Source organism: Microbacterium sp. WCS2018Hpa-23 (assembly GCF_031843845.1).
Taxonomy (GTDB): domain Bacteria; phylum Actinomycetota; class Actinomycetes; order Actinomycetales; family Microbacteriaceae; genus Microbacterium.
In genome coordinates this window covers 499957-524611 of the sequence record NZ_JAVTIZ010000001.1, presented here as the reverse complement: position 1 = coordinate 524611, position 24655 = coordinate 499957, and the positions used below count along the sequence as shown (strand labels likewise).

At 68.1% G+C, this 24655-nt stretch carries 25 protein-coding genes; 12 read left to right on the top strand and 13 right to left on the bottom strand.

From position 1 onward, the window contains the following. Position 1 precedes the first annotated feature (1 nt). Both RQG77_RS02420 and RQG77_RS02415 read right to left on the bottom strand, forming a co-directional pair. Positions 2-436 carry a DUF6325 family protein gene (locus RQG77_RS02420; RefSeq protein ID WP_120493137.1) on the bottom strand — a complete coding sequence of 145 codons (435 nt, stop codon included), beginning with the start codon at positions 434-436 and terminating at the stop codon, positions 2-4. Next, on the bottom strand, positions 429-2126 hold the full coding sequence (locus RQG77_RS02415) for a SulP family inorganic anion transporter (RefSeq protein WP_120493382.1): 1698 nt from the start codon (positions 2124-2126) through the stop codon (positions 429-431). Before RQG77_RS02415 ends, RQG77_RS02420 begins: the two co-directional genes overlap by 8 nt. A gap of 243 nt (positions 2127-2369) precedes the next feature. On the opposite strand from RQG77_RS02415, the gene RQG77_RS02410 reads away from it, so the two are divergent. Together RQG77_RS02410 and RQG77_RS02405 are read left to right on the top strand one after the other, a co-directional pair. Then, the gene (locus tag RQG77_RS02410; RefSeq protein WP_056308319.1) at positions 2370-2756 is read left to right on the top strand and encodes a PLDc N-terminal domain-containing protein; all 387 of its coding nucleotides are present in this window, start codon (positions 2370-2372) and stop codon (positions 2754-2756) included. 4 nt (positions 2757-2760) lie between these two features. Continuing rightward, positions 2761-3201, top strand: coding sequence for a DUF6325 family protein (locus RQG77_RS02405; RefSeq protein ID WP_311243274.1), 441 nt, complete (start codon positions 2761-2763; stop codon positions 3199-3201). Between the two features lie 9 nt (positions 3202-3210). Here the strand turns inward: RQG77_RS02405 and RQG77_RS02400 are convergent, their stop codons facing one another. Together RQG77_RS02400 and RQG77_RS02395 are read right to left on the bottom strand one after the other, a co-directional pair. Continuing rightward, complete coding sequence (locus tag RQG77_RS02400) at positions 3211-5643, bottom strand: LuxR C-terminal-related transcriptional regulator (protein WP_311243273.1); 2433 nt, start codon at positions 5641-5643, stop codon at positions 3211-3213. A gap of 153 nt (positions 5644-5796) precedes the next feature. Further along, positions 5797-6906 carry a DUF998 domain-containing protein gene (locus RQG77_RS02395; protein ID WP_311243272.1) on the bottom strand — a complete coding sequence of 370 codons (1110 nt, stop codon included), beginning with the start codon at positions 6904-6906 and terminating at the stop codon, positions 5797-5799. A gap of 190 nt (positions 6907-7096) precedes the next feature. Between RQG77_RS02395 and RQG77_RS02390 the strand changes: the two genes are divergently transcribed. Continuing rightward, complete coding sequence (locus tag RQG77_RS02390; RefSeq protein WP_311243271.1) at positions 7097-7930, top strand: mechanosensitive ion channel domain-containing protein; 834 nt, start codon at positions 7097-7099, stop codon at positions 7928-7930. 167 nt (positions 7931-8097) lie between these two features. Then, positions 8098-9027, top strand: coding sequence for an HAD family hydrolase (locus tag RQG77_RS02385; RefSeq protein WP_311243270.1), 930 nt, complete (start codon positions 8098-8100; stop codon positions 9025-9027). A 66-nt stretch (positions 9028-9093) separates the two neighbouring features. Here RQG77_RS02385 and hxlA read toward each other — a convergent pair whose 3' ends face one another. Together hxlA and hxlB are read right to left on the bottom strand one after the other, a co-directional pair. Then, positions 9094-9717 (bottom strand): 3-hexulose-6-phosphate synthase, encoded by a 624-nt coding sequence (gene hxlA / locus RQG77_RS02380; protein WP_311243467.1) that lies wholly within the window; start codon positions 9715-9717, stop codon positions 9094-9096. 76 nt (positions 9718-9793) lie between these two features. Continuing rightward, a complete protein-coding gene (hxlB, locus tag RQG77_RS02375; RefSeq protein WP_311243269.1) occupies positions 9794-10375 on the bottom strand; it encodes a 6-phospho-3-hexuloisomerase in 582 nt (193 codons plus the stop codon). A 91-nt stretch (positions 10376-10466) separates the two neighbouring features. Between hxlB and RQG77_RS02370 the strand changes: the two genes are divergently transcribed. Continuing rightward, complete coding sequence (locus tag RQG77_RS02370; RefSeq protein ID WP_311243268.1) at positions 10467-11303, top strand: LuxR C-terminal-related transcriptional regulator; 837 nt, start codon at positions 10467-10469, stop codon at positions 11301-11303. Here the strand turns inward: RQG77_RS02370 and RQG77_RS02365 are convergent. Beyond that, on the bottom strand, positions 11289-12920 hold the full coding sequence (locus RQG77_RS02365; protein WP_311243267.1) for an MFS transporter: 1632 nt from the start codon (positions 12918-12920) through the stop codon (positions 11289-11291). The genes RQG77_RS02370 and RQG77_RS02365 overlap by 15 nt on opposite strands. Before the next feature lie 189 nt (positions 12921-13109). Between RQG77_RS02365 and RQG77_RS02360 the strand changes: the two genes are divergently transcribed. Further along, complete coding sequence (locus RQG77_RS02360) at positions 13110-14279, top strand: AI-2E family transporter (protein ID WP_311243266.1); 1170 nt, start codon at positions 13110-13112, stop codon at positions 14277-14279. A gap of 60 nt (positions 14280-14339) precedes the next feature. Here the strand turns inward: RQG77_RS02360 and RQG77_RS02355 are convergent, their stop codons facing one another. Then, positions 14340-14966, bottom strand: a complete 627-nt coding sequence (locus RQG77_RS02355) for a hypothetical protein (RefSeq protein ID WP_311243265.1) — start codon at positions 14964-14966, stop codon at positions 14340-14342. A 147-nt stretch (positions 14967-15113) separates the two neighbouring features. On the opposite strand from RQG77_RS02355, the gene RQG77_RS02350 reads away from it, so the two are divergent. The 4 genes from RQG77_RS02350 (at position 15114) to RQG77_RS02335 (ending at position 17542) form a co-directional block, all read left to right on the top strand. After that, positions 15114-15581 (top strand): MarR family transcriptional regulator, encoded by a 468-nt coding sequence (locus tag RQG77_RS02350; RefSeq protein ID WP_311243264.1) that lies wholly within the window; start codon positions 15114-15116, stop codon positions 15579-15581. 26 nt (positions 15582-15607) lie between these two features. Continuing rightward, positions 15608-16030 carry an organic hydroperoxide resistance protein gene (locus RQG77_RS02345; RefSeq protein WP_311243263.1) on the top strand — a complete coding sequence of 141 codons (423 nt, stop codon included), beginning with the start codon at positions 15608-15610 and terminating at the stop codon, positions 16028-16030. A 46-nt stretch (positions 16031-16076) separates the two neighbouring features. Further along, positions 16077-17054: a zinc-binding dehydrogenase gene (locus RQG77_RS02340; protein ID WP_311243262.1), complete on the top strand. Its 978-nt coding sequence runs from the start codon at positions 16077-16079 to the stop codon at positions 17052-17054. Between the two features lie 86 nt (positions 17055-17140). Then, complete coding sequence (locus RQG77_RS02335) at positions 17141-17542, top strand: Rid family hydrolase (RefSeq protein ID WP_311243261.1); 402 nt, start codon at positions 17141-17143, stop codon at positions 17540-17542. 17 nt (positions 17543-17559) lie between these two features. Here the strand turns inward: RQG77_RS02335 and RQG77_RS02330 are convergent, their stop codons facing one another. The 5 genes from RQG77_RS02330 to RQG77_RS02310 all read right to left on the bottom strand — a co-directional run bounded on the left by RQG77_RS02330 (position 17560) and on the right by RQG77_RS02310 (position 21657). Further along, positions 17560-18642, bottom strand: a complete 1083-nt coding sequence (locus RQG77_RS02330; RefSeq protein ID WP_311243260.1) for a DNA polymerase IV — start codon at positions 18640-18642, stop codon at positions 17560-17562. 96 nt (positions 18643-18738) lie between these two features. Next, a complete protein-coding gene (locus RQG77_RS02325; RefSeq protein WP_120493153.1) occupies positions 18739-19131 on the bottom strand; it encodes a DUF1304 domain-containing protein in 393 nt (130 codons plus the stop codon). A 27-nt stretch (positions 19132-19158) separates the two neighbouring features. Then, positions 19159-20052 carry a CPBP family intramembrane glutamic endopeptidase gene (locus tag RQG77_RS02320; protein ID WP_056308358.1) on the bottom strand — a complete coding sequence of 298 codons (894 nt, stop codon included), beginning with the start codon at positions 20050-20052 and terminating at the stop codon, positions 19159-19161. Further along, complete coding sequence (trmB, locus tag RQG77_RS02315; RefSeq protein WP_311243259.1) at positions 20049-20774, bottom strand: tRNA (guanosine(46)-N7)-methyltransferase TrmB; 726 nt, start codon at positions 20772-20774, stop codon at positions 20049-20051. The genes RQG77_RS02320 and trmB overlap by 4 nt, the downstream gene beginning before the upstream one ends. 43 nt (positions 20775-20817) lie before the next feature. Then, on the bottom strand, positions 20818-21657 hold the full coding sequence (locus RQG77_RS02310; protein ID WP_311243258.1) for a DUF3097 domain-containing protein: 840 nt from the start codon (positions 21655-21657) through the stop codon (positions 20818-20820). 122 nt (positions 21658-21779) lie between these two features. On the opposite strand from RQG77_RS02310, the gene RQG77_RS02305 reads away from it, so the two are divergent. Both RQG77_RS02305 and RQG77_RS02300 read left to right on the top strand, forming a co-directional pair. Further along, entirely contained in the window at positions 21780-23828 is a 2049-nt protein-coding gene (locus RQG77_RS02305; RefSeq protein ID WP_311243257.1) for a TPM domain-containing protein, read from the top strand. A gap of 55 nt (positions 23829-23883) precedes the next feature. Then, the gene (locus tag RQG77_RS02300; protein ID WP_053095704.1) at positions 23884-24627 is read left to right on the top strand and encodes a PspA/IM30 family protein; all 744 of its coding nucleotides are present in this window, start codon (positions 23884-23886) and stop codon (positions 24625-24627) included. The last annotated feature ends 28 nt before the right edge of the window (positions 24628-24655 follow it).

The following is a 24655-nucleotide window of genomic DNA, read 5'->3' as shown; positions in this document are numbered from 1 at the left end:
GTCATTCACCTTCCTGGTCGAGGATGTCCATCATGGCGTTCACGACGGGTGCCGGAACGCGCTCGCTGCGCAGCACCTGACCGCCGGCGGCCGCCAGCTTCTGCGCGAGTTCTCGGGCGAACGAGAGCTCGAGGACGACGATGGCGGCAGACTGCCCCGGCGGGACCAGCTCGGCCAACGCGTCGACGTCCTCCTCCCCCGCGATCCCGGAGGCTATCGGGGTGATGTCGCCGAGGCTCAGGGGTCCGCCGTCCGTGTCGAGTTCGAGGATCTCGATGTCCCCCTGCTCGGACTTGGTGAGGACGACGAAGTCGAGGAGACGCACGACCCCGCTGCTGATGAGATCGGTGAGAGCTCGAAAGGTGGCCGGATCCGGCCTGTCCCCCTCGAAACCGACCAGATAGAACTCCGCCGGTCCGAAACGGAAGTCATTCATGAAGCTGCCCTTTCTCTGGGTGGGACGATGTTGACGATGTGCTGCGCGCCTGGTCCTGCAGTGATGAGACGGCCGCCCTGTTGGTGTCGAAAACCTGCTGGCCCGTCAGTATCCCGAGCCGCTCGAGACGCGGTCGAGCGCTCGAGCGCAGGCGGCTGAATGCGAGTGAGACGCCGTGATCGTCGAGCCAGTCGACGAGACCTTCGAAGGACTCCGCAGCAGTGACGTCGGCGTCGGTCACCGCTTCGAGGTCGATGACGACGTGATGCACGACATCTGCGCCCGGTGCGGTGACCGCGGCGCGGATCGCCTGCGCGAAGACGTCGCCGTTCGCGAAGAAGAGCGGAGCCGCCATGCGCACGACGACGATCCCCGGTGCCGTCATCGATCCGGCGGCCCCCTCTTCGAGCAGAGAGTCCCCGGGCTCGCCGTCGTCTGCCAGGACGTCGATGGCGGGATTCGCCGCACGCTTCGCGAGATTGATCAGCGCGAGCACGAAGGCGACGACGATGCCGGGGATCGATCCGACGAAGAGCGTCACGAGGAAGCACACGGCCCCGACCGCGAACTCGAATCTGTCGAGTCTCCACAGCGAGACGAGCTCGCGGAACCCCAGGAGCGGCAGGATCGCCACTCCGACGATGGCGCCGATGGCGGGAGACGGGATGTCCTCGAGAAGCCCGGTGCCGAAGAGCAGCAGGAGGAGTGTCCCGACGGCCAGGACGAGAGAAGGCAACTGGGTGCGAGAGCCCGCCTGGTCCATCGCCGCCGTCCGGCTGGTCGACGATCCGACGGCGAAGCTCCCTTGCGCCCCCGCCGCGATGTTCGCGACCCCGAACGCCATCAGGTCGCGGTTCGGGGAGGTGCGGTAGTGGCGCTTCTCGCCGTACGACCGCGACACGAGAAGCCCTTCAGCGGTGGTCACGAGCGTCAGCGCTATCGCCGAGGGGATCAGGAGAAGCCAGGTCTGCCAGTCGATCACGGGCCAGGTGAACGACGGCGGACCGGCGGGCACCTCCCCGAGCACCGCGACGCCCTTGTCGCCGAGGCCGGCGATCACGACCACGACGGTCGCCACGACCAGCACGACCAGCGCCCACGGCACCATGCGAAGGAACCTCTTGCCGAGAAGCAGCACCGCCACAGATGCCGCGGCGATCAGCACCGACCAGCCGTTCGCCGAGCCGAGCCCGCCGAGAAGGTCACCCACCTTCTCGACGAACTCACCCCCCGAATCGATCTTCACGCCGAGCATCTTGGCGATCTGCGACACCAGGATGTCGAGCGCGAGTCCCCCGACGAAACCGATCAGGATCGGCTTGGACAGGAAGTTCGCGAGGAAGCCGAGTTTGAAGACCGCGAGCAGGATGAACATCACGCCGCAGATGATCGCCTGAGCGAGCGCGAGCACGGCGTAGTCCGCTGATCCTGCGACCGCGAGCCCGCCGATCGACGATGCGACGAGCGCGGCGGCCGCGGCATCCGGCGAAGCGACCAGCTGGCGCGACGACACTACGAGCGCGTAGATGACGGTGGGGACGACGAGCGCGTAGAGGCCTGCGGTCGCCGGAAGCCCGGCGATCTGCGCGTAGCCGATGTTGAGCGGGATGGCGATCGCGAGCAGCGTCACGCCGGCGAGCAGCTCGCGCACGATGTTCGCACGCGTCAGTCCTGCCAGCGGTCGCTGCACCTGGTCACCTCCGTACCGTCGTCCCGTGCCGTCGCCACGGGTGCGGGCGATGTGCGACTCATGCTCGCACCGGTGCGCAGGACGGCGATCGGTGCGCTCACCCCAACGGGGTGACCGCAGCACAGAGCGGCGTCGCGAAGGGCTCCGAGAGAGGCTCGCCCGCTCTGGGTGAGGTGGCGGTACAGCGGGCGGTGGGCGCTGTCAGGATCTCGGTACGCATTACCTCAACGAAAGGAGTCGATGATGTCGATCTGGGACAGCTTCTGGGCCATCATCTGGTGGTTCTTCTGGGCATTCGTGTTCATCTCGTACCTCATGGTGCTCTTCAACATCGTCGCCGATCTCTTCCGCGACCACTCGGTCAACGGCTGGGTCAAGGCGATCTGGATCATCTTCCTGATCTTCGTGCCGTTCCTCACGGCGCTGGTCTACCTCATCGCCCGCGGCAAGGGGATGGCCGAGCGGGGTGCCTCCGCGTATCAGGAGCAGCGGCACGCAGCCGACTCGTACATCCGCAGCGTGGCGTCGCACAGCCCGAGTGATGAGATCGACAAGGCGTCGAAGCTCCTCGCCGCAGGGACCATCACGAACGAGGAGTTCGCGTCCATCAAGGCCCGAGCCCTCAGCTGATGACATGGGCGAGATGGTCGGTGTGACGCGAGCTCTCGGCGACGTCGAGTTCTTCGTCGTGAGACTCGACTCCGACCATCTCCGCCCGAGTGTTCTCGAGGCGCTGCTGAGGCAGGTGGAGGCCGGCACCGTGCGCGTTCTCGACGTGCTGCTCATCCGGCGCCCGACGCCGCACGAGTTCGGTCTCATCGAGGTGGACTCCGACGAGTTCACCCTCGCCGGACTCGAGCTCCATGCTCGGGGCTTGGTCGCCGAAGACGACGTGAGACATTTCGCCGCTGTGCTCCCTGTGGCATCGTCTGCCCTGCTCATCCTGGTCGAGCCGACCTGGGCCGAGCAGTTCTCCGCCGAGCTGACGTTCAACGGCGACACCATCCTCGCGACGCAGTTCATCCCTGCCGCGGTGGCGAACGCGGTGCTCGGATCCACGCGCGACCTCCGCTGAGGCTGCGTCTCAGACCGTGGTCTGCACCGCCTCGCGACGCGAAGAGACGCCCAGCTTGCGGTAGATCGACCGCTGATGCGTCTTCACCGTGTTGATGGACAGGTTCAGGACCGCTGCGATCTCCGGAAGGGTGCGCGCGGTCTGGAGCTGCTGGTAGACATCCCGCTCCCGATCCGACAGGGCGCCGACACGCGAACCGGACACCTCGACGACGAGACAGCGAGCAATGAAGTCCTCGAACTGGCTGCCGAAGTGCACGTGCTCGTGGAGCAGCTTGCGCACTGCGGATTCGCGCGGACCGAACGGCAGCCGGATGCCCTCTGCCGACGCTACGGCGAGCGCAGCCTCGCAGAGCTCGTGTGCCCCGTCGTGATAGCCCGCGTGACGCCGCAGGACTGCTGCGGTGATCAAGGTCGACACCTTCACGTACGAGACCTCCGAGAACGTGCGGAGACTTCGGAGCATCTCGAGAGCGGTGGTGTACTCCCCCGCCCGGCGGAAGACACCGGCGAGCGCCACGCACACGACCGGGAGATCGGGGCACTGCACATACTTGCCCGCGATCCGCAGCGCCCGATCCTGGCGACCGACGGCCTCTTCCAGAAGCCCGATCGACGATTCGCGGAACACCGGCCAGGCGATCCCGTGCACGATATCGAGCGGGATGTCCTGAATTCCGATCGCCGCACGGCGGCAGGCCGCGGCGTCCCCGGTCTCCGCGGTGGCATAGGCGATCATCATTCGCGCGATGCTCGTGAACGACCGATCCGCGCCGCCGTTCGAGAGCAGGGCGCCGAAGTCATCGATCGCTTCGTCGACGTCGCCAGACCAGTAGGAGACGTACCCGGCAGCTGCCGCCGCGCTCCCGCCGGCGTACGTGCTCCAGGACAGGCGCACCCCGTCTGCCCGATCGACGGCAGCGAGCGACGCGCGCGCGGCGGTGAGCTGTCCAGCCCAGGTCTGCCCGAAGGCCAGATGGCCCAGAGAGCGCTTGGCGAGCTCGTCGTCTCCCGAGTTCTGCGCCTCCCTGGCCGCCGCCGCGAAGTACTCGACAGGCAGGGACGGTTCGGTGCGGTGACGGATCTCGGTCCAGCCCATCAGGTAGTTGATCGCGGCACGATCGCTGAGCGCCGTCGCATCCGCGCTCAAGAGCATCTCGCGCACATCGGCGCTCGCCTGGGCGAGCTGGTCGCGATCGTCGGCGATGAACAGGTGCGCCAGCTGCAGAACGGCGGGGCGCCGGGTGTGAGCGGATGCCTCGATCAGGCCGACCGCCCGGTGGAAGAGCTCTCGTGCGATGTGTCGGTCGCCGAGCACGTCGCTCGCGCAGGCGCGGATGAGGAGCACTTCAGCATCGTCGGGTGCGTGGCGCAGCATCTCGATCGCGGTGCGCTCGACCTCGGCTGCCGCCGACCCGACGACGAGTCCCACCCAATGGTCGAGAAGCGTCTGACGCGCGTGCTCGGTGTCCTCCGCTCTGAGCGAGTGAGTGATCGCGGAGATGGGATCTGTGTCATCGAGATGCGCTGCGGCCCGGCGATGACAGGCCGCAGCGCGAGCGGGGTCGGCCTGCAGTATCTCGGCGCATTGCTTCGCGAATGCCGCATGCCACCGATACACCGGACAATGCGGGCCTTCGAACTTGTCCAGGAACAGCCCGAGCCGCACACAGGTCTCGAGCAGTTCAGCTGCACGAGGGTCCTGGGTCACGGCCGCGGCGAGGTCGCCGGTGAGTTCGCCGCAGACACTGGCATCGAGGACGAAACGCGAGATGTCCGACGGCAGCGCCTCGAGCACGTGCTCTCGCACGTAGTCCCCCAGGAAGGCCGAGGCGATCGTCGCCTCCGAGTCGGGACGGGTTCCGCCGATCAGCATCAGGCGCACGGCGATGGGCCACCCCCGCGTCTCCTCGAGGATCGACTCGGGGGCGAGATCGACAGGCTCCCTCGAATGAAGGGTCCTGACCTCGGATCCGGTGAAGCTCAGGATGTCGGAGCCAACGAACGATCCCGGGTCCATCAGTCGTTGTCTGGACGACGTCACCTCGAGGAGAGTCGTTCCGACGAGGACGACCCTCAGCCGATCGGGCGCCTGCTCCGCGAGGAGCCCCAGCAACCCGCTCCGCCAGTGCTCCCCCGCGCGATGCGCGTCGTCGACGACCAGATGGATCGTACTGTCGACGTCGGCGAACACGCGGCAGATCTCCTGATAGGCGCGGCCCGGATCCTCCAGATCGCGAGGGAACAGCAGCGGACCCCCGGCTCGTTCGGAGGCGACATTGAGCGCATCCACGACGCCCTGCGCGAGCCTGCTCGGATCGGAGTCGTAGGAATTCAATGCGAGCCACGCGACCTCGTCCTCGGACTTCGCCCACTCTGCGGCAGCCATCGTCTTGCCGAAGCCGCTCGGCGCGCTGATCACCGTGAGCGGGCTGCTCTCCACCGCGGCGCTGATCGCTGTCGTGACCCGCTCCCGGGAGATGATGCCAGGTGGCCGCGAGGGAGCTCTGAACCGTACTTCTGGCCCGGGTTTCGTCAGGCGGGGGAGGCTGACCATGCGTTCAACGTACTGATATATCGGGCTGCGTACAAGGACTCATGCGCGTGCATCCATCGCTGCGCCCGAGGGAGCGGAAGGCGCCACTCTGTCCGTCGCCGCGGCGTCGCGCGTGAGAGCATCCGCGGTGCGGATGAACAGGATGATCCAGGTGAACACCAGCACTCCCGCCACGAGTTCCACGGCCGTGAGTGTGTAGTAGCCGACGGCGAACAGCACCGCCAGCGCCACGATCACGAGGATGAACACGAAACCGAGCATGAGGAATGTGCGCGACACTCCGGGAATCCACCACCGCAGCATGAACACGAGGATGCCGAAGGCTACGACCATGCCCGAAGCGACGCCCGTGTGCAGGGCGAAGAACTCATCGACCGGGAACACCCCGACGAGGCCGAGGAAGATCCCGACGACGACGAGGCTCGTCCGCACTCCCGTCACGCCGCGGGGGTTCGGGGTCGGAATCCCCCGCGTCGCGGTGCGCGCGAGCGTGGTCACGAGGATGCCCGCCACGATCAACGTGAGATTGAAGGTTCGCGCCGAGAGATCGTTCGTCATTCCGAGGGCACTCAGGTTGTCCTTCCACCACAGCGGGTCGCTAGCGGTGAGCATGCTCGTGACCACTCCGAACACCAAGAAGACGGCCAGCACGAGCGCGAGCAGCTGAAGGTCCATGTGGGTCGCGGAGAAGTACACGACGTAGGCCGTGACACCTGCAGTGGCGGCCGACAGCAGCAGCACGGGGATCGGGAACACCACCGCGCCCTCGAACCCCTGCTCCATGATCGTGGCGACCAACGTCCAGCCGAGCAGGGCGATCACGGCGTGCGCGAATGCGACGGCCGCGAGGTCGAGGATCACGAGCACCCGCGCCTGTCTCGGTGCGGTGCGGTCGGAGGCGACGACGTACCCCAGTATGAAGACGACGATCGCTGTCGCGGCCGACGCCATCGCCGCGAACTGTCCGACCGACCCGCTCCCGGCGATCGGCGCCGACCGCAGCCCGAAGACAGGCACCGCGACGAGGCCGGTGACGATGAACGCGACGATCGAGATCTGCAGCCCGATCGCCTCCCGCGCTCGCTCTCTCGGCTCGGTGCTCGATCGCGCGACATCGAGGAGGTCCTGAGGTGCGGGATTCGTCATCATCCACACAGTGTCGAACGTGTGACGCCACCTTGCGACTGCGGTTCATCCGATCAGGGCGAGGCTCACCATGCTGCGGAGCCGAGTGCTCACCCACCAGGGGTGATCCGCGCGCATGCGACCGCGGGACACCGAGCAGTCTGGAAGACATGAGAGCGAGATCGAGCGTGCCACCGGCAGGAAGGATGCTGTCGTGAACCTCGACGACCTGTTCCCCTCCGGGCTCACCACCTGGCAGGTCGTGTTCGCGATCCTGTCGGTCGTCGTCGGCTGGGTCACGTCCCACTTCGCCCGCGGGGCCGTGCTCAAGCTCGCGGCGCGCACGCCCGGCATCTCGGACTCGGTCGCACAGCTCGCCGCGCGCGTCACGCAGTACACCCTGCTGCTCGTGGGAATCGGCATCGGGCTCGCGTTCCTCGGGGCGAACGTCCAGCCGCTGCTCGCGATGACGGCGATCGCCGTCGTCGTGCTGATACTCGTGCTGCGAGGTGTCGCCGACAACTTCGCCGCGGGAGTGCTGATCCAGTCGAGACAGTCGGTGAAGATCGGCGAACAGATCTGCGTCGAAGGTCCGGACGGTGCCGTCCGCGGGATCGTCAAAGAGCTCACCGGACGAACCGTCATCATCACGACGGCCGACGGCAGGACGGCGCACGTTCCGAATGCTCTGCTGCTCACGGGCGTGCTGCTCAACGAATCACGCTACGGGGCCCGCCGGAGCTCGCTCGAGATCCGTGCGGCTCGCTCCGACGATCGTGACCTGGACGGCGTGATCACCGTCATCCTGGGCGCCGCACGCGAGATCGACGGCCCCCGCCCCGGCGAGCACTTTCAGGTGTTGACCGAATCGGTCTCACCCACCCGATGGATCCTCTCTCTGCAGCTGTGGCACCATCCTCTGCGCGGTGCGGTGGTGGTCTCAGACGGAGTACGTCGAGTCTCTGCGGCGCTGGAGGCCGCCGGCATCCCCGCCGTCGTCGTCGCCGGTCGCGGCGAGAGTCCACTCGTGGTCGCCGAGCAGATCTGAACCACGGCGCCTCACCCGCGGGAGATGAGCACCGACTACCGCGCGTGCCGACTGACGGGCACGATCGACTCTCGAGACGGTGACGGAGACGACGGTCAGACATGAGGAGATCCGCGGGGATGTCGCGGCAGAACACCTGACCGCGGAAGATGGCAAGGAGACGTGAGATGAGTACACACCTGGCTTCATGGCGTGAGAGCGCCAGTCGAGATGCGATCGTCGAGTTCGTCGAGGCGGTCACCACCGGACCGGACGCCGTGCCCCCGGAACAGAGGATCGCCGTCTTCGACAACGACGGCACCCTCTGGACAGAGAAGCCCATGCCGACCCAGCTGCACTACATCGTGGAGCAGTGGGCCGCGGCCGGTCGCGAAGACCCGGCTCTCGCTGCGCAGCAGCCCTACAAGGCCGCTGTCGACGGGGACTATGCCTGGTTGGGCGGCGCGATCGACAAGCACTACGCCGGGGACGACTCGGATCTGCACACCCTGATCGGAGCGCTCGTGAGGACCACGATCGGTCTGAGCGTCGACGACTATCAGGCAGCCGTCGCCGCTTTCTACCGCGATGCGAGACATCTGACCCTCGCCCGCGCCTACACGACGGTCTCGTATCAGCCCATGGTGGAGCTGCTCCGATACCTCGAGACGCACGGCTTCACCTGCTACATCGTCTCGGGCGGTGACCGGGACTTCATGCGCCCCATGACGGTCGACACCTACGGCATCCCACCCGAGCGGGTGATCGGCTCCGCCGTCGGGCTCCGCTACGACAGCGAGAGCAACGACGTGCGTTACGGCGAGAACTTCGACTTCTTCGACGACGGACCGCAGAAGCCGATCCGCATCTGGACGAGGATCGGCCGTCGCCCCCTGTTCGCCGCCGGCAACTCCAACGGGGATGTCCCGATGCTGCGATTCGTGCAGAAGCACCCACGCTCGCTCAGCCTGCTCGTGCATCACGACGACGACACCGGACGCGGCGACGCCCCCTACGACAAGGGCGCCGAGGACGCACTGGCTCAGGTCGGCTCCTCCGGCTTCACCCGAGTCAGCGTGAAGGACGACTGGGAGACGGTCTTCGCTCCGCAGATGTGACTCGCATCGCAGAGAAGGAACCCGCCCATCCGGGCGGGTTCCTTCTCTGTCGGAGTTCGAGCGGCGTCAGACGATGGCTGCGCGGAGCTCGGCTGCGGCGGCACCGACATCTGGGGCGCTGTAGATCGCGCTTCCGGCGACGGCGATCTGCGCTCCCGACTTCTGCACCGAGCCGATGCTCGCGGCGTTCACCCCGCCGGCGACCGAGAACGGCACTCCCGAGGCCTCTCCGTCACGCAGCAGCGTGTCGAAGGTGAAGCCCTCCTCGGCCTGCTCGTCGAGGCCGGCGTGCATCTCGACGAACTCGGCGCCCAGCTCGACGACCTCCTTCGCCCGCGCGGGCTTGTCCTTCACTCCGATGAGGTCGACGACGATCCCCTTGCCGTGCTTCTTCGCTGCCTTGACGGCTCCCGCGATGGTGCTGTCGCCCGCGGTGCCGAGAACGGTCACGAGGTCCGCACCGGCGGTGAAGGCGATGTCGGCCTCGAGCTCGCCGGCATCCATGGTCTTGAGGTCGGCGAAGACGATCTTGTCGGGGTGGGCCTGCTTGATCGCGGTCACTGCGCTGAGGCCCGCGCTCTTGATCAGCGGGGTGCCGAGCTCGAGGATGTCGACGTGCGGAGCAGCCGCCTCGGCGAGCGCGAGCGCGGCCTCCGTGGTGAGCGTGTCCATGGCGAATTGCAGCTTCATCATGTTCCTTTCATTACTGCGGTCATGCACTAGTGGCTGCGGTGGACCGGTCACGGCAGTGACCCGGTCGTCGCGGTCATTCGAGGTTCGAGTGACGAGGCCAGAGGTCGTCGGCGTCCTGGCCGCTCCGTGCCCAGAGAGCGTGGAACAGCGCATCGCCGATCAGCACGACGGCCTGTTCGAAGAGGCTGCCTGCGTACTGGGCCGAGGCCGCACCAGAGCGATCGAGCTTGCCCGCCGCGGGCACGACGATCGTCGCCGACCCCGAGAGCGAGGCGAGCGGCGAGGACCCGTCGGTGGTGATCGTCGCGACCTCGGCGCCGACCCCCACAGCGGTCTCCGCCGCACGCACGATGCCCGAGGTCGTTCCCGAACCGCTCGCGACGAGAAGGAGATCGCCCCGCGAGATCGCCGGCGTCGTCGTCTCCCCCACCACGTGGACATCGAGCCCCAGGTGCATCAGCCGCATGGCGGTCATCTGCAGCGCGAGACCGGAGCGTCCGGCGCCGAGCACGAAGATCGTGGGCGCCTCGGCCACCAGGTCGGCCACACGTCCGAGTGAGACCGGGTCGGTGCGGATCACCGACCCGAGCACGGTGCTGATCTCATTCGACACGAGCCCCAGGGAATGCCCGAGGCCGACCTCCATCACGTCCATTCCTCCATCGTGCGGCTGCTCCGCCGACGCCGCCCCCGCCCGATCGCATGGTTCCTCCTACCCGAAAGCATGGGTGGGGCATGATGGGTAGGTGACTACCATCGACGCGACTCCGACGATCGACTCCCCCGCTCTCCGACGCGCGCAGCAGGAGGGCGCGCGGGCGCTCTCGGAGCTCGGCGATCGACATGCCGTGACCCTGGAATCACTGCTCGCGATCCTGCGCTCCGATCGACTCGATGATCGGGCGGCTCGGAACCTCGCGATCGAGGCCGCCGCCAATGCGCTGGTGAAGCTGCGCGTCGCGAGCGATCAGCACCGGGACGCGGTGCTGGAACCGGTGGTCGGCGCCTTCGCGCGGCTTCAGTCGGACCTGCGCCCCCTTGAGCGCTTCGGGGACCTCGACCTGCAGTTCGTCGAGCCGCCCACGACCGGACGCGCGCTGCCGAGCGAGGTCGCCCACGCGGCTCGGGCCATCGTCCGCAATTCGGTCCTCGCGATCGTCGACGACGGCACAGCCCGTCGGGTGCGCATCCAGTGGGACTGCGACGGCCTGAATCTGCTGATCGGTATCAGGGATGACGGGCGCGGCGAGCTCTCGGTGCGTGACGATGCGCTTCGCCCGGCGGCCGAGAGCGTCGTCGCCTTGAACGGAGATCTCGCCGTGTCGTCCACCGAAGGGTGGGGCTCCGCGATCGACATCCGCCTCCCCCTCGACCCACCCGCCGCGCCCGAGCCCCTGGGCGATGTCTCAGAGCTGTCCACCCGAGAGCGCGAGGTCCTTCGCCTCGTCGTGGGTGGCTCACGGAACCGTGAGATCGCATCGACGCTCGGGATCAGCGACAACACGGTCAAATTCCATGTGTCGAATCTGCTGCGCAAGACCGGATGCCGGACTCGCGGGGAGCTGGCGTCACTCGCCCGCTGACGCCTCGGGAACGGCATCGATCGCCGTCTCGTCGTCTTCATCGGAGCGAGAGCGGGTCGTCGATCCGAGAGAGATCGTCGAGAGCAGACCCAGCGTCAGGAAGCCGGCCGCCGTCCACGCGGCGAAGCGCGTGCCGTCGGAGAAGGCGGCCTTGGCATCCTCCGCGATGGCTGCGGTCTCGGGATTCGCCTCGAGTCCGCTGATCGCCGCGCCCGCACTGTCGACGACCGATGACACGACGTGGTCGCGCTGATCGGCCGAGAGCCCTCGGTCATCGAGCGAGGAGGCGAGGATCCCCGCCGTGCTCGTGAAGAGCACGGTGCCGAGCACGGCGACTCCGAGTGCCGCACCGAGCTGCCGGGACGTCGACTGGGTTCCGGATGCCGCACCGCTGTCGGCGACCGGAACGTCGGCGAGCACGACGCCCGTCAGCTGAGCGGTCGCGAGCCCCACGCCGAGTCCGTAGACGAACAGGAACGGGATGAGCGGCACCCACGAGGCATCGGGAGCGATGACGAACCCGACGCCCGCGACGCCGATGATCTCGGCGATGAGCCCCGCGCGCACGACCCACACCGGTGCGACCTTGCCGCTCGCCGCACCGGCTGCGCCACTTGCGACGAACGACCCGCCGGCCAGCGCCAGCAGCAGCAGGCCCGTCTGCAGCGCATCGAAGCCCAGCACGAACTGCAGCCAGAGCGGCAGAGCGAGGATGATGCCGAACTCACCGAGCGAGACCACGGTCGCTGCGATGTTGCCGTTGCGGAACGAGGGGATGGAGAACAGCGTGAGCGCCAGCAGAGTCGACTTCCCCCTGCGTTCACGATGCACACCCCAGGCGATGAAGGCGATCAGCGAGACGAGTGCGAGTGCGAAGGCCAACGGGATCGGAGACAGATCCAGCGGCCACGTCCACTCGCCGATCTGCGGGCGCTGATCCACGAGCCACCACCCGTAGGTTCGCCCCTCGATCAGCCCGAACACGAGGCTGGCCATCGTGACGACCGACAGGATCGCCCCGACGACGTCGATGCGGGAGGCGCGATCGCTGCGCGTCTCGGCCGCGGTCAGGAGCACCCCGACGACGATGATGATCCCGAGCGGGATGTTGATGCCGAAGGCCCAGCGCCACGAGAACGCGGTCGTCAGCCACCCGCCGAGCAACGGACCGACGGCCGCCATGCCACCGATCGTCGAGCCCCACACCGCGAAGGCGATGCCGCGTTCACGACCACGGAACGTGGCGTTGATGATCGACAGGGTCGTGGGCAGGATCATCGCTCCGCCGACGCCCTGGGCGAGGCGGGCGAGGATCAGCATCCCTCCGTCGGGGGCGAGTGCCGCGAGCACCGACGACGCCGCGAAGACCGCCACTCCGATGAGCATCACCCGGCGTCGGCCGAATCGATCGGCGAGGCTGCCGAACACGAGAAGCAGTGCGGCGAAGACCAGCGTGTAGGCCTCCTGCACCCACTGGACCTCGGTCGACGTGATGCCCAGGTCGTCGACGATCGCGGGGATCGCCACGTTGACGATCGTCGAGTCGACGATGATCAGCGAGACCGCGATGCTGATGAAGACCAGGCCCACCCACCGCAGCCGAAAGTATCGTTCCATGACTACTAGCTTAGCTAGCAATCGTGACGCGGCGCTGTCGTTGCCAGGGGACGCGCCTCGGATCGCCCGACAGGCCCTCGGATCGCCCGAAAAGGGTGACGAGGCCGCTCTCGCCGTGTCCGCTCAATGCCAGGATGATGCCGCGCGCGACGTGCACGGCGCATCCGGGGAGAGAGGATCGAGACCGCGATGGAAGAGTCGACAGAGTCGCGATCACGGCCTCACGGGCGAACTCGCGCCACCGGCGCGAGACTGCTCGTGGTGCTGGCCTGTGCCGCGATCACGCTGGTCGGCGTGTTCCTGCTTCGGGATGTGATCGCACCGCTCGCCGTCGCGCTGGTCATCGTCGTGATCTGCAGTCCGGCGAGCAACGCGCTCGTCCGACGAGGCTGGCCACGGAGCGTCGGCGTCGCGGCCATCATCGTGCTCGCGTACTCCGTGCTGCTCTCGATGGGCGTGTTGGTCTGGCTCGCCGGCGTGCAGTTCACCCGGCTTCTCAGAGACCTCTCCCCCGGCGGCGATCTGCCGCATGCCGCCGCGCAGCTCGACGACTGGGTCTCCGCGGCCTTCGGCTCACCGGCCGCTGACACGTCAGGCACTGCCGTGTCAGGGCTGCTCCGCCTTGTCGCGGGCGTGAGTTCGGCAGCGATCGGCATTGCCGTCGCGCTCTTCCTCGTCTGCGCCTACGTGGTCGTGATGGCGGTGGATGCCGGGCGGTACCAGCGCGCCTCGATCGCGTTCGGTGCCCGAAGGGTCGAGACGATCGAGCGGATCGCTCGCCTGAACTCCGACATCCGTCGCTACTACGTGGTCAACACCGTCTTCGGCGCTGTCGTCGCCACGGTCGACGGCCTGGCGCTGTGGTGGCTCGGGGTCCCCGCCCCCATCCTCTGGGCGGTGCTGGCCTTCGTGACGAACTTCATCCCGAACATCGGGTTCGTCATCGGACTCGTACCCCCCGCGATCCTCGCTCTCGCCGTCGGCGGGTGGCCTCTGCTGCTCGGGGTCGTGGCCGTCTACTGCCTCGTGAACGTCGTGCTGCAGGTGTTCGTCCAGCCCAAGTTCGTGAGCGATGCGGTCGGGCTGAGTCTGACTCTGAGCTTCTTCGCGGTCGTGTTCTGGACCGTGATCGTCGGACCGGTCGGCGCCCTGCTGGCGGTCCCCCTGACACTGCTCGCTCGCGCCGTACTGCTCGGCGGCAGCGACGACGACACCCTGTGGCTGCGTTGGGTGTCCGGCGACCACGGCGCCACCCCTGCTTCGCACGAGATCGCACGCCGGTCTCGACGCGAGAACACCCGCCGAGCGGTGCGACGCATCCCCTGGAATCAGCACGGGTTCGGGCGGCGACCGTCATGACCGACGACATGTCCTCGACCGCCCGAGGACTGCCGCGCTGGACCGTCCGCCGACTCGGGTTCAGATCTTGATGGGGAACGTCAGCAGGATCACGAAGCCGACCATGGCGATGGCCCCGCTCAGAGCGAGGAAGGTCCTGCGGCGCCAGGCCGCGCTCTGGTGCTGCGACAGTGCGGCGAAGAAGAGCACAAGGGCGAACAGCACCGTCAGCAGCGAGTAGTCGTCGCCCCGCTGGTTGTTGGCGAGAGCCTCGTCGAACTTGGCGTCGGCTCGGGCATTGAGCTCCTCCGCCTCCATCGACCCCGGTGGCACGTACTCCTCCATCGCGAAGGGGCCCTGGGATGCGCGGTCCTCCGCGTTCCAGGCGTCGAAGGCGAGCGCGAACTCGGGCGTGAACCGATCCTCGATGAACTGCACCAGCTCCTGCCTGCCGTCGACCTCCGCGAGCACCCATTCGGTGTAGATCGTGAGGTCGTACTGACGCGCGGCCTGCGCCGTCGACTCCGCCGACGCCGCTTGCACTCGCGCGCTCGACGCCTGACTGAAGGCGATCGACATCTCGCCGCCCCACTTCGACGCCTCGAAGCCGCACCAGGCGGTGATCACCGCGGTGATCGAGAGCAGGACGACCGTGAGGATGTCCAGGATTCGATCGACTCGGGGGCGATCGTGCGCGTGCTCGGCCATGCGCCCATTGTCGATGTGGAACCGGGAGCACGTGAGCGGTCACTCACCCGACAGGGGTGATCGGGCGATCGTCTTCGCGCGCTGTCTTCACGCTGTCTTGCACGCGATTAGATTGTGCACAATCTAATCGCGTGCAATACTTGATGGATGGCCGTGACCGATGAGATGGTGTGTTTCTCCCTGTATTCCGCCGCACGCGCGACGACGCAGGCCTACCGCTCGCTCCTGGCACCGTGGGGATTGACCTATCCCCAGTACCTGGTGCTCGCGATCCTCTGGATGGAGGGCGAGCAGACGGTCGGCTCACTCGGCGAGGCGATGCAGCTCGACTCGGGCACCCTCTCCCCTCTCGTCCGCCGCCTCGAGCAGGCGGGCTACGTCGCCCGCGCCCGAAGCTCTGCCGACGAACGTGTCGTCATGGTGGGGCTGACCGAAGCCGGCAGGGCGCTGCGCTCGGAGGTCGCCCCGGTCCACACCGCGATCGCCGCCCTCGCCGGCATGCAGGACGACGACCAGCGTCGCCGCCTGATCGCCGAGCTTCACGAACTCACCGCACGACTGCAGAGTTCCGCAGCCGTGCCGGCACTCTCTGCACGCACACCGCGCGCCGACTGACCCCAACCCCGGAAGGAATCCACACGATGGACGCTCTCTACACCGCCGAAGCACTCGCCACCGGAGCAGGACGAAACGGCCGCGTCGCGACCAGCGAAGGCCGCCTCGACCTCGACCTCGCAATCCCGAAGGAGATGGGCGGCAGCGGAGACGGCGCGAACCCCGAGCAGCTGTTCGCCGCCGGCTACGCCGCGTGCTTCCACTCCGCGCTGCAGACCGTCGCCCGCGCCCAGAAGGTGAAGATCACCGATTCCTCCGTCGGCGCTCGCGTGCAGATCGGCTCGAACGGCGAGGGCGGATTCGGCCTCGCCGTGCAGCTCGAGGTCGTCATCCCCGACCTCCCGCACGACCAGGCTCAGGCTCTCGCCGACGCCGCCCACCAGGTCTGCCCCTACTCGAACGCCACGCGGGGCAACATCGACGTCGCGATCACCGTCACCGACGACTGATCCGCTCGACACCATCCACCACGACCGATCCCACAAGGAGAACATCATGCGCGCCCTCACCCACGACACCTTCGGCGATCCCGAGCAGGTCCTGACCGTCACCGACCGCCCCACGCCCGAGCCCGGCCCCGGCCAGGTGCGGCTGCGGATCGTGCTCTCGCCGATCCACAACCACGACCTCTGGACGATCCGCGGCACCTACGGCTTCAAGCCCGAGCTGCCCGCGGCATCCGGCACTGAAGCCCTCGGCGTCGTGGATGCGCTGGGCGAGGGCGTCGAGAACCTGACCGTCGGCCAGCGGGTCGCCACGGGCGGGACGTTCGGCGCCTGGGCAGAGTACGTCGTCGCGAATGCCGCTGGGCTCATCCCCGTCCCCGAGTCGCTCAGCGACGAGGCCGCCGCGCAGCTGGTCTCGATGCCGTTCAGCACGATCAGCCTGCTGCAGTTCCTGCGCGCCGAGAAGGGCGACTGGATCGTCCAGAACGCGGCGAACGGCGCCGTGGGCCGCATGCTCGCGCAGCTGGGCGCCGCACGCGGCGTGAACGTGATCGGCCTCGTGCGCCGTGCGGCCGGCGTCGACGAGCTCCGCGAGCAAGGCATCGAGAACATCGTCTCGACCGATCAGGACGACTGGCGCGAGCAGGTCGCGACGCTGACCGGCGGAGCCCACATCGCGTTCGGTGTCGACTCGGTCGGCGGATCGTCCGCTGGCGACGTGCTGTCGCTCCTCGGCGAGGGCGGAACGCTCGTCGCCTTCGGTGCGATGAACTCCCCCACCATGGAGATCGCCTCCGGCGACGTCATCTTCAAGCAGGCCACGGTCAAAGGCTTCTGGGGCAGCAAGGTCATCCAGACCATGGATGCCGCCACGCGCGGAGCTTTGTTCGGCGAGCTGATCCAGCGCGTCACGGAAGGCACTCTCACGCTTCCTGTGGCCGGCGTCTTCGATGCGGCTGACGCGGCAGACGCCGTGCGTGCGAGCAACACGGCGGGCCGTGTCGGCAAGGTCCTGCTGAAGTTCTGAACGACGCGGGGCGGGCTCCTCGCCCGCCCCGCTCAGTGCTCGCCGAGTCCCTCGCGGATGTCCGCACCCGGGTGCAGAATCGGCGCATGGAGATCACACTCGCACAGCCGGCAGGACTCGTCGTGAGTCCTGCCTTCCGCCACGTCGCCGTCATCCCCCCAGGGGCGACGACGATCCTCGTCGGCGGTCAGAACGGCGTCGACGAGACCGGAGCGCTCGTCTCGGCCGATGCCGCCGAGCAGTCGCTCCGGGCCGTCCAGAACGCTCGCACCGCCCTGGAGTCCGCGGGCGCCGACCTCGATGACGTCGTCAGCTGGACCATCCTCATCCATCAGGATGCCGACCTCCGCGCCGCCTACGGTGCCGTCGCCTCGACGCTCGCGCGAGACGGCGCTCCTCCCCTGGTCACCGCCGCACTGGTCGCAGGGCTCGGTGTGCCGGGGGCTCTGATCGAGGTGAGCGCGATGGCAGCCGTCATCCGCGCCTGACAGCCACGGCGACCTGGTCAGATCCTGCCGCGCACCGGCGTGCGCTCGGTCGAGTCGCCGCCGTCAGGCATCGTCATCTCCGCGCGCACGCCGAGCAGTCTCACCTCTCGCTGCGGATCGAGCGTGGATCCGAGGGCGAGAGCCGCGGCGATCACGTCGTCACGCTCTGTGGTCGGTGCCGCGAGCTTGCGCCCGAAGGTCTTCGTCTCGAACGGCGCGTACCGCACCTTGAGATGCACCCGCACGACCGGTCGTCCCTCGGCGGCGCAGTCGTCGAACGCCTGCCCCGCCAGTTCCGTCAGGGCGGCCTCAACCTCAGCCGGCGTGGTGAGGTTCTGCTGATAGGTCGTCTCACGGCTGTGGCTCCGCGCCACCCACGGAGTCGGATCGACCACGGACGGACCGTGCCCTGATCCGAGTCCGTGATACCAGACGCCCATCCGCGGGCCGAACTCGGAGACGAGCTGATCCTCGTCAGCATCCGCGAGCTCTCGCACCGTCAGGATGCCGTGGGCCGCGAGCCTCTTCTGCACCTTCGGCCCGACTCCCCAGAGATCACGGGTCGGCCTGTCCCCCATCACCTCGAACCAGTTCTCGCGGGTGAGGCGGAACACCCCTCGCGGCTTGCCGAACTCCGTCGCGATCTTCGCGCGCACCTTGTTGTCGCCGACGCCGACGCCGACCGAGCAGTGGAGTCCTGTCGCCTCGAGCACGGCGGCCTGAGCCGAGCGTGCCACGCTCTCAGGGTCGTCGGTCTCGACCCCGAGGAAGCACTCGTCCCAGCCGATGACCTCGAGCACCACTCCGGGTACGGCACGCAGCGCTGACATCACATCAGCCGACGCCGATTCGTACGCCTCATGGTCGACGGGGAGGAACACGGCATCCTCCGGCGCCTTCCGCGCCGCGATCTTGAGCGGCATGCCCGACCCGATGCCGAACGCCCGTGCTTCATACGACGCCGTGGACACGACCGCGCGCTCGGTCGGATCGCCGCGCCCCCCGACGATCACGGGGAGACCGGCGAGCTCGGGCCTGCGCAGCACCTCGACCGCAGCGATGAACTGATCCATGTCCACGTGCAGCACCCAGTCAGCCATGCCTCGAGTGTGGCCCGACTCCGCCGGGTTGTCACCCCTCGAGAGCGCTCAGCTGAGCGCTCACCAGAGCAGTCTGCTGAGCAGCGACCCGAGCGGTCAGCCGACAGCGACCCCGATGGCCGTCGCGATCACGGCGAGCAGCGGCAGTGTGCCCTGCATCGCCGCCGCGCGCAGCTTCGACGGGTCGGAGAGCACGAGCACCAGCGCTGCTGCCAGCATCATGCCGGTACCCGCGAAGACCAGGGTCAGGCCGACGGTCGTGAATCCGATGATCACGAAGCCGACGCCGAGCAGCGCGGTCAGCGCCAGGAAGAGGTTGTAGAACCCCTGGTTGAAGGCGAGCGCCTTCATCGTGATGGCGTCAGCCTCGGTGGCGACACCGAAGATCTTCCTCGTCTCGGGCTCGGTCCACTTCAGCGACTCGAGCGCGAAGATGAAGACATGGAATGCGGCTGCGGCCGCGGCGAGGACGAGTCCGACGATGAGCATGAGTCGATCGTATCGACCCGCGGAACTCTAGAGCAGGAAGATCGGCAGGAGTCCGGGATTGTGCGCGTGCACGAGCACGGCGAACACGACCGCGTCGAAGAGCAGATGCACCGTCACCACGTAGGCGAGCGAGTGCGTGCGCATGAAGATGAACCCCTGCAGCAGCGCGAACGGGATCGTGAGCAGCGGTCCCCACTCGCGGTAGCCGAGCTCCCAGAGGAACGAGACGAACACGATCATCTGCAGCACGTTGGCAAGGGCGTCCGGAAAGTGGCGACGCAACAGGGCGAAGACCGTGCAGATGAAGAAGAGCTCGTCCCAGATGCCGACCGCGCCGACGCCGACGAAGAGCCGGGCGATGAGGTCGGGCGAATCGACGACCGGCCAGTTCTGATACACACCGCTGGTGATGAAGTAGAACGGCAGGATCAGCCAGCCCAGCACCAGCACCGCGACCAGCCATCCCCACTGCAGGCGGCCCCAGCGACGATGCGCACGCCAGGGAAAACTGATCGCGCGGTCGCGGAAGACGAAGCGCGACACCACGTACGGCACCGCGACCGCGCCACCGAGGGCGAGTGTGAAGCGCAGCATGGCGAGGTTGTCGAGCTCGGCGGCGAGCGGGATCACGCTCACGATGAGCATGCCCAGGGCGATCAGGGCGAGGTCGCGGGTGAGCGAGGGCTGACGGGCCACCCCGATGACGCGGGCCGTCTCGCGTCGGGATCCGACGCTCACGGTCTGGTCGGCGACGACGGGGCGTCCGCGTTCAACGAGCCACGCTCCCCCGACACCGAGCGCGAGCAGCGCCCAGCCGAGCCAGGCGGTCTCGAGGACGAAGAACGCCGGTGCCGCCGCGCAGACTAGAAGTGCGGGGATCACAGCGGGCCAGGTCGCAGACCTGCGCTGCACGTCGGTCACGCGCGCGACTTCCGCCGATACACGAGGTCGCGGATGTCGCGCCCCTTGGCGATCCCCTTGCGCTCGAAGGCGGTCATCACCCGTCCGTCGAACCGCTCGGCCCATTCGCCGTCGAAGGCGCGCTCGTACAGCGGATCGGCATCGAGCACCTCGCGCATCTGCAGCGCGTAGTCCTCCCAGTCCGTCGCGAGTCGCAGCAGTCCGCCGTCACGCAGCGCCCGTGCGGCCGTCTCGCCGAATCCCGATCGCACGAGCCGACGCTTGGTGTGCTTCTTCTTATGCCAGGGATCGGGGAAGAAGATCCAGACCTCGGCGGCCGCGGCCTCAGGCAGGTACGACGAGAGCACCTCCGGCGCGTTCGCCTCGACGACGCGCACATTGCGGGCACCCTCGCGATCCGCGTCCAGCATCGTGCGGGCAAGTCCCGCGCGGAAGACCTCGACGGCGAGGAAGTCGTCGTCCGGTCGGGATGATGCGGCAGCCACGATCGCGTGTCCCTGGCCGGATCCGATCTCGACGTACAGATCGGCATCTCGGCCGTACTCTACGCTCGGGTCGAGTCGCGCCTCGGGATGCACCGAGGTCCAGGCGACGTCGCGCGGCACGTCGAGCAGATAGTGCGGACCGAGCTCGTCGAAGGCTCGTTCCTGCGCGTCGGACATCCGCCCACTGCGGCGCACGAAGGACACCGGTTCGTCACGGAAGGTGCGGGGTTCGGGCATGCTTCCAGGGTAGTCGGCGGCGCCCGGCGTCACGGACCGGAGATCAGTCGGCCGGAGCCGTCACGAAGTCGATGAGCTCTTCCACCCGGCCCAACAGCGCGGGTTCGAGATCCCGATACGTGTGCACCTTCGACAGGATGTGTTGCCACGCACGACCCGTGTCGCCCTGTGTCTCGTACGGCCAGCCGAACGCCTTGCAGATCCCGGTCTTCCAGTCGGTGCCCCGCGGGATCTCCGGCCATTTCGCGATCCCCAGCGCACGCGGCGTCACACACTGCCAGACGTCGACGAAGGGGTGACCGACGATGCGCACGTGCCGGCCGTGCGGGCCGCGGGCGACCGCGTCGGCGACGCGTGACTCCTTCGAGCCGGGAACCAGATGATCGACGAGCACTCCGTACCGACGGGACGCGGTCGGCGGCTCCGCGGCGAGCAGATCGTCGAGCAGGTCGACTCCCTGCAGGAACTCGACGACGACGCCCTCGACGCGCAGGTCGGCTCCCCAGACCTTCTCCACCAGCTCGGCGTCGTGCTTTCCCTCGACGAGGATGCGGCTGGGCAGGGCGATCCGTGCACGCTGGTCGGCGACCACGAAGGATCCCGAGGCGGTGCGCCTGGCGCCCTGCTCCTTCGGGGCGGGGACGGTGAGCCGCACCGGCGCTCCGTCGATCAGGAATCCGCCGCCGAGAGGGAAGAGTCGCTTGCGCCCGAGCCGATCCTCGAGCTCGACGTTCCCTCCCTGCACGCGTGTGACCGCACCGCAGTAGCCGTCGTCCGCGACCTCGACGACGAGATCGACCTCGGCGGGCACCTGAGGCACCGGCTTCGCCGCGCGCTCCCGCCAACCAGCCGCGAGCACATCCGATCCGTACCTGTCGTCCATGCCCTCCAGCGTATGTGTCTCCGCTGAGGGCGAACGGCTATCGCCGCTCGGATGCTGTCGCGTGTCGGCCTGTGTGCATAGACTCGTGCCATGGGGCTCGGCTGCCGGTCGGAGGGAACACGATGAAGACACGGTGGCTCGCGCTGGCCGCACTCACTGCGGCTGCAGCGGCCGGAGCCTTCTCCGCATCCGCCGCGTCCGCGACCGATCCGCTCACACTCGATTCCGGGTACGTGACCGATGACGCCGGGGTCCTGTCTCCCAGCGAAGAGGATGCGCTCGAGGCGCGACTCCAGACTCTCAGTGACAACTCCTCCGCGGATCTCTTCGTGGTGCTCGTCGACGACTTCACCTCCCCCGCCGACAACGTCGAGTGGGCCGACACCGTCGCCGAGAACAACAACCTCGGCTCCGAGCAGTACCTGCTCGCCATCGCGGTCGAGGGCCGGAGCTACTACATCTCCGCAGCACCCGACGGTCCGCTCAGCGACAGCAAGCTCGACGATGTCGAGGACAAGATCCAGAGCCTGGCCGCGCAGAACGATTGGGACGGCGCGATCACGCTCGCGGCCGATGAGATCCAGGGCGACGGCGGAGCCGGGGCGATCCGCGCCACGCTCATAGTCGTCGGGATCATCGCTCTCGGTCTGATCCTCTGGCTGATCGTCGCGCTCATCCGCCGTTCTCGCCGCAACGCCGAGGTCCGACGGCGCGGCGCGATGCCCGAGAGGCCGGATCCGAACGATCCGTTCTCCACGCTGACCGACGAGCAGGTGCAGACCCAGGCGGGCGCTGCGCTCGTGCAGGCGGATGACGCCATCACGTCGAGCAGAGAGGAGCTCGGCTTCGCCGTGGCCCAGTTCGGCGAGGCGGCGACTTCGACCTTCAGCGGAGCCGTCGAGACCGCCAAGGCGAAGATGTCCGAGGCCTTCGACCTCAAGCAGAAGCTCGACGACGAGATCGAGGACACCGTCCACGACCGCCGCGCGTGGCACATCCGCATCATCCAGCTGTGCGACGAGATCGACGAGGTCCTCGACGACAACACCGAGGCGTTCGACGCGCTCCGCAAGCTCGAGCAGAACGCTCCGCAGGAGCTCGAGCGGGTCCGCGGTGAGCGGGCAGCACTCGGCACACTGCTCGCGAGCGCTGAGCCTGCTCTCGCGGCGCTCTCGAGCACGTTCGATCAGGCATCCCTCGTGACCGTCGCCGACAACCCGGCACAGGCCCACGAGCGCGCCGCGCTCGCCGACCGCTCCATCGAGGCTGCCGCCCAGGCGATCGGTGCAGGGCGCTCAGGAGAAGCGGCGTTCGCGATCCGCACCGCCGAGCAGTCCGTCGCACAGGCGGCCCAGCTGGTGAACGCGATCACGGCGCTGGGCGCCGAACTCGCCAGCATCGAGGCGCAGGCCCAGGCTCTGGTCGCCGAGCTGCAGGCCGACATCGCCACCGCGCAGCAGCTGCCCGACACGGGCGGCGTTCTGTCTGCGGCGGCCGCGGCCACCTCGCAGCAGCTGCAGCAGGCGCAGGCCGCTCTCGCCGGCAACTCACGCAGCCCTCAGCGGGTGCTCGAGGCGCTCACCGCGGCGAACGCCCAGATCGACGCGGCGATCGCGCAGGGAGCCCAGGCCGTCGAGCGAGCCCGACGAGCGCAGCAGATGCTCGAGCAGACGCTGACGCAGGCGGGGTCCGAGATCCGCGCCGCGCGCGAGTACATCGAGACGCGGCGCGGCTCCGTCGGATCCACCGCGCGCACCCGCCTCTCGCAGGCGGAGGCCACCCTCACGCAGGCACTGAACCTGCGTGCCACCGACCCCGAGGCGGCGCTCACGGAAGCGGGCCGTGCCCTCGACCTCGCCCGCCAGGCGACCTCTTCAGCGCAGGCCGATGTCGCGGCGATGAGCCCGAGCAGCTATCAGAACGGCTGGGGCGGCGGTGGCGGAAGCATCTTCGGCGGTGGTGGCGGTTCGGGAGGTTCCGGCCTCGGCGGCGACATCCTCGGCGGCATCATCGGCGGCCTCCTGTCCGGCGGCGGCGGAGGCGGCGGGTCCTCCCGGAGCAGCAGCTGGCGATCCAGCGGAGGCGGCGGGTTCCGCAGCTCCGGCTTTGGCGGAGGCGGCGGCAGCCGCTCCAGCGGCCGCAGCGGCCGTTCGGGAGGGCGACGCTTCTGAACCGCACACACCACGACCCCAGACATCGAGTCCGACCCTCTGAAAGGAACCACGCATGACCAAGCAGTCCATCTTCGGACGTATCTCGACCCTCGTCCGCGCGAACATCAACTCGCTCCTGGACTCTGCGGAAGACCCGCAGAAGATGATCGACCAGCTCGTCCGTGACTACACGAACAGCATCGCCGACGCCGAATCGGCGATCGCCGAGACCATCGGCAACCTTCGCCTCCTCGAGCGCGACCACGAAGAGGACGTCCAGGCGGCCACGGAGTGGGGCAACAAGGCACTGGCCGCGAGCCGCAAAGCCGACGAGATGCGCTCGACCGGCGATGCCGCAGATGCGGACAAGTTCGACAACCTCGCCAAGATCGCCCTCCAGCGTCAGATCAGCGCCGAGCGCGAGGCCACCGGCGCCGAGCCGCAGATCGCCGCTCAGACCGAGATCGTCGACAAGCTGAAGTCCGGCCTCAACGGCATGAAGGACAAGCTGGGCGAGCTGAAGAACAAGCGCAGCGAGCTCCTCGCCCGCGCCAAGGTCGCTGAGGCGCAGACCAAGGTGCAGGACGCGGTCTCGTCGATCAACGTGCTCGACCCGACCAGCGAGCTGGGCCGTTTCGAAGACAAGGTCCGTCGCCAGGAGGCTCTCGCTCAGGGCAAGATCGAGCTCGCAGCCTCCAGCCTCGACGCGCAGTTCGAGAGCCTCGAGGACCTCGGCGAGCTCACCGAGGTCGAGGCACGTCTCGCCGAGCTGAAGGCGGGCGGCTCCGCCCCCCGTCAGGCCATCGAAGGTTCCTGACACACCTCGCGGATGCCCCGGACCAGCG

Coding starts and splice junctions, on each gene's coding strand:
- RQG77_RS02350 (WP_311243264.1), top strand. CDS start 15,114: ATGGCCGTGACCGATGAGATGGTGTGTTTCTCCCTGTATTCCGCCGCA.
- RQG77_RS02340 (WP_311243262.1), top strand. CDS start 16,077: ATGCGCGCCCTCACCCACGACACCTTCGGCGATCCCGAGCAGGTCCTG.
- RQG77_RS02345 (WP_311243263.1), top strand. CDS start 15,608: ATGGACGCTCTCTACACCGCCGAAGCACTCGCCACCGGAGCAGGACGA.
- RQG77_RS02365 (WP_311243267.1), bottom strand. CDS start 12,920: ATGGAACGATACTTTCGGCTGCGGTGGGTGGGCCTGGTCTTCATCAGC.
- RQG77_RS02300 (WP_053095704.1), top strand. CDS start 23,884: ATGACCAAGCAGTCCATCTTCGGACGTATCTCGACCCTCGTCCGCGCG.
- RQG77_RS02405 (WP_311243274.1), top strand. CDS start 2,761: ATGGGCGAGATGGTCGGTGTGACGCGAGCTCTCGGCGACGTCGAGTTC.
- RQG77_RS02305 (WP_311243257.1), top strand. CDS start 21,780: ATGAAGACACGGTGGCTCGCGCTGGCCGCACTCACTGCGGCTGCAGCG.
- RQG77_RS02410 (WP_056308319.1), top strand. CDS start 2,370: ATGTCGATCTGGGACAGCTTCTGGGCCATCATCTGGTGGTTCTTCTGG.
- RQG77_RS02325 (WP_120493153.1), bottom strand. CDS start 19,131: ATGCTCATCGTCGGACTCGTCCTCGCCGCGGCCGCAGCCGCATTCCAT.
- RQG77_RS02330 (WP_311243260.1), bottom strand. CDS start 18,642: ATGGCTGACTGGGTGCTGCACGTGGACATGGATCAGTTCATCGCTGCG.
- trmB (WP_311243259.1), bottom strand. CDS start 20,774: ATGCCCGAACCCCGCACCTTCCGTGACGAACCGGTGTCCTTCGTGCGC.
- hxlB (WP_311243269.1), bottom strand. CDS start 10,375: ATGGACGTGATGGAGGTCGGCCTCGGGCATTCCCTGGGGCTCGTGTCG.
- RQG77_RS02395 (WP_311243272.1), bottom strand. CDS start 6,906: ATGATGACGAATCCCGCACCTCAGGACCTCCTCGATGTCGCGCGATCG.
- RQG77_RS02335 (WP_311243261.1), top strand. CDS start 17,141: ATGGAGATCACACTCGCACAGCCGGCAGGACTCGTCGTGAGTCCTGCC.
- RQG77_RS02360 (WP_311243266.1), top strand. CDS start 13,110: ATGGAAGAGTCGACAGAGTCGCGATCACGGCCTCACGGGCGAACTCGC.
- hxlA (WP_311243467.1), bottom strand. CDS start 9,717: ATGAAGCTGCAATTCGCCATGGACACGCTCACCACGGAGGCCGCGCTC.
- RQG77_RS02385 (WP_311243270.1), top strand. CDS start 8,098: ATGAGTACACACCTGGCTTCATGGCGTGAGAGCGCCAGTCGAGATGCG.
- RQG77_RS02310 (WP_311243258.1), bottom strand. CDS start 21,657: ATGGACGACAGGTACGGATCGGATGTGCTCGCGGCTGGTTGGCGGGAG.
- RQG77_RS02420 (WP_120493137.1), bottom strand. CDS start 436: ATGAATGACTTCCGTTTCGGACCGGCGGAGTTCTATCTGGTCGGTTTC.
- RQG77_RS02355 (WP_311243265.1), bottom strand. CDS start 14,966: ATGGCCGAGCACGCGCACGATCGCCCCCGAGTCGATCGAATCCTGGAC.